The following is a 2,824-nucleotide window of genomic DNA, read 5'->3' as shown; positions in this document are numbered from 1 at the left end:
CACGGAAATGTCCGCCGCCGTGATGGCCGCCGCCATGTCCGCCACCATGTCCGCCGCCATGTCCACCCCCATGGCCACCACCATGCCCGCCCTTCGCCAGCGCCGCGCCCGCCAGCATGCAGGCAAATGCCAGCGCCGCAATCCCGATGACCGGTCGCACCATCGCACCCTCCGTGCAAAGCCCTGCCATTGAGGCATCGGAACTTGGCGGAATTGGAACCGACAGGATTGCCGAAGGTTCCCGATCCGGGCGCCGTGGGTGCTAGTTCTCCGGTACGATCTTGCCGGGGTTGAAGATATTGAGCGGATCGAGCGCTTTTTTGAGCGCCCGCATCGCATCCAGCGCTTCAGGGCCGAGTTCCGCCTTGAGATATTTCTGCTTGCCCTGACCGATGCCGTGCTCGCCGGTGCAGGTGCCGTCCATCGCCTGCGCGCGCTCGACCAGGCGATGCATGAACTCCTCGCCGCGCGCCATCTCGCCCGCGTCGTTGGTGTCGCAGACCAGCGAGCAATGGAAATTGCCGTCGCCGACATGGCCGACGATCGGCGACAACAAATTAAGGCGCTTGAGATCCTCCTCGGTCTCGCTGACGCACTCGGCGAGCCGCGAGATCGGCACGCAGACGTCGGTCGCGACCACGCCGATGCTGTCACCGGGACGCAGCGCCTTCACCGACCAATAGGCGTCGTGCCGCGCCTGCCACAGTTTTGTGCGGTCCTCCGGCTTGGTGGTCCAGGAGAAATCACCGCCGCCGCAGTCCTTGGCGATCTCGCCGAAGGCCTTGGACTGCTCGGCAACCTCGATCTCGCTGCCGTGGAATTCCATCAGCAGCAGCGGCGTCTCGGGCAGCGTCAGCTTCGAATAGGCGTTGCAGGCCTTCACCTGCGCGGCGTTGAGCAGTTCGATGCGGGCCACGGGAATGCCGGTCTGGATCGCCAGGATGACGGCCTGACAGGCCCCGTGGACGCTCTCGAACGACACCGCGCCGGCCGCGATCGTCTCGGGGATGCCGCGCAGACGGATGGTCAGCTCTGAGATGATGCCGAGCGTGCCTTCGGCGCCGACAAACAGATGCGTCAGGTCGTAGCCCGCGGATGACTTCTTCGCGCGCGTGCCTGTCGTGATGATCTCGCCGTCGCCGCGCACCACCTTCAGCGCCAGCACGCTCTCGCGGATGGTGCCGTAACGCACCGCGTTGGTGCCGGAGGCGCGGGTCGAGGCCATGCCGCCAAGCGAGGCATCCGCGCCGGGATCGATCGGAAAGAACAGGCCCTGGTCACGCAGATGCTCGTTCAGCGCCTTGCGGGTGACGCCGGGCTGGATCACGCAGTCGAGGTCCTCGGCATGCACCGCGAGCACCTTGTTCATGTCGCGCAGATCGATCGAGATGCCACCGGCGGGTGCGTTGACCTGGCCCTCGAGCGAGGTGCCGGTGCCGAAGGCAATGACGGGGACGCGGTTCTTGGCGCAGATCCGCACCACGTCCTGGATGTCGGCGGTCTCCTGCGCCATCACCACCCCATCAGGCGGCTGGTTGGGGAGCCAGGTGGTGGTATGGCCGTGCTGCTCGCGGACGGCCTGCGAGGTGATGAGGCGGTTGCCGAAGCGTGCGGCAAGCTGCTCCAGCGCGCTCGCAAGGGCTTTCGGCTCCGGCCGCGGCGGACTATTGGTGATGGTGGTGCCCACGGAATTCCTCCCGACAGAAGAACCGTGGCAAAGGACATAAAACCGGTCAAGTCAAGCGACCGGACGCATGGCTAGGGAAGAACATATGCCGGAGACTGCCGCCTCAGCGCCCCAAGCGGAGCCGTTCCGCGCCGCGATCATGCAGATCGAGCCGCAATGGATCGACTATAACGGCCATCTCAACATGGCCTATTACAACGTGATGTTCGACCGCGCGATCGACCAACTCTGGCTCGAGCTCGGAATGGGGCCGGCCTACATGAAGGAGCGCGGCGGCTCGAGCTTCACCGCCGAGTGCCACGTGCGCTATTTGCGCGAAATCCACCTCGGCGATCCCGTGCAGATTTTCGTTTGGTTGCTCGAGGCCGACGACAAGCGGCTGCACACGTTCGAGGAGATGCGGCACGCAACTGAGGGCTGGCTCTCGGCAACTTCCGAAAACATGTCCCTGCACATGGATATGAATGCGCGGCGCGTCGCGCCGTTTCCGCCCGATATCCGTGAGCGTATCGCTGCGGTCACAAAGGCTCACAATGCCGTACCGCGGCCCGAGGGCATCGGCCGGAACGTGGCGATGCCCTCGAAGCGGTAAGCACTAGATCCTGTTGCGGCCGCGCGCCAAGCCGACGACGGCCGAGACCAGGAACAGAACGACCGCGATGAAGAAGATGATCTTGGCGATCTCGATCGAAGCGCCGGCGACGCCGCCGAAGCCCAGGATGCCGGCGATCAGAGCGATAACCAGAAACGTCACAACCCAGCCTAGCATGGTCAAATCCTCGTCTTGATGTCTGTCTGCATCTGGCGCGGCTGGCCGCGCCACCTGCCCAGACAATCTCGACGCGGGAACGATTGTTCCGGCCGGAACAGGGTGGAAATTCGCAGGGCCCGCAGGAACAAATTGACTTGCCGCGCACGTGGAAAACCTCGTTCCGCGGCCCCATATAGCCACCAATCCCTGTTAAGAAGGCTCCCTTCCGCAACCCCGCGGTGCCATCGTGGGGCCGATGATTCGCATGACCGAGCCGAGCAAGATCACCAGCGTCCCCGACCACCAGCCCGCAGCCGGCGGCATCGCCGCGCGTGCGCGCGCCTCCGTGGGCCCGAAATACCTCTCCGGCCTCAATCCGGAGCAGC

Annotated in this window: 3 protein-coding genes; 1 reads left to right on the top strand and 2 read right to left on the bottom strand. The window is 64.9% G+C overall.

Annotated elements, in window-relative coordinates; translation table 11 throughout:
- Positions 1 to 262: 262 nt before the first annotated feature.
- Positions 263 to 1,687 carry an FAD-binding oxidoreductase gene (locus tag MOV74_RS35290; RefSeq protein WP_246931733.1) on the bottom strand — a complete coding sequence of 475 codons (1,425 nt, stop codon included), beginning with the start codon at positions 1,685 to 1,687 and terminating at the stop codon, positions 263 to 265.
- Positions 1,688 to 1,772: 85 nt separating this feature from the next.
- On the opposite strand from MOV74_RS35290, the gene MOV74_RS35285 reads away from it, so the two are divergent.
- Positions 1,773 to 2,279, top strand: coding sequence for a thioesterase family protein (locus tag MOV74_RS35285; protein ID WP_246931731.1), 507 nt, complete (start codon positions 1,773 to 1,775; stop codon positions 2,277 to 2,279).
- A gap of 3 nt (positions 2,280 to 2,282) precedes the next feature.
- Here the strand turns inward: MOV74_RS35285 and MOV74_RS35280 are convergent, their stop codons facing one another.
- On the bottom strand, positions 2,283 to 2,456 hold the full coding sequence (locus MOV74_RS35280) for a DUF1328 domain-containing protein (protein WP_036006471.1): 174 nt from the start codon (positions 2,454 to 2,456) through the stop codon (positions 2,283 to 2,285).
- Positions 2,457 to 2,824 lie beyond the last annotated feature (368 nt).

It is taken from the genome of Bradyrhizobium sp. SHOUNA76 (genome assembly GCF_023006445.1).
Taxonomy (GTDB): Bacteria; Pseudomonadota; Alphaproteobacteria; order Rhizobiales; family Xanthobacteraceae; genus Bradyrhizobium.
The sequence above is the reverse complement of the archived record's forward strand: the minus strand, read 5'-3'. Positions and strand labels throughout refer to the sequence as shown.